This is a genomic window from Psychroserpens mesophilus, assembly GCF_050617655.1.
Classification (GTDB): Bacteria; Bacteroidota; Bacteroidia; order Flavobacteriales; family Flavobacteriaceae; genus Psychroserpens; species Psychroserpens mesophilus_A.
Window position 1 is genome coordinate 1 of sequence record NZ_JBODQC010000556.1, and the last position, 231, is coordinate 231.

At 33.3% G+C, this 231-nt stretch carries 1 protein-coding gene; it reads right to left on the reverse strand.

Annotated features, from left to right (window positions below):
- On the reverse strand, positions 1-231 hold a 231-nt coding region (locus ACRHNM_RS18400; protein WP_431138069.1), incomplete at both ends, for a glutamine amidotransferase-related protein.

Sequence of the window (231 nt, forward strand, 5' to 3'; positions counted from 1 at the left end):
CTACTGCTTGTGCTGCCACAAGTGGTTCTGGATCACCTGGTCCGTTTGATAAAAAGTAACCATCTGGATTAAATGATTCCAAATCCTCAAATTTTGAGTTGTAAGGAAATACTTTTATATAAGCATCTCGCTTGGCTAAATTTCTAAGAATATTCTTTTTTATTCCTATATCTAAAGCCGCAATTTTATATGTTGCATTTTCATCACCAAAATAATAAGGCTCTTTAGTTG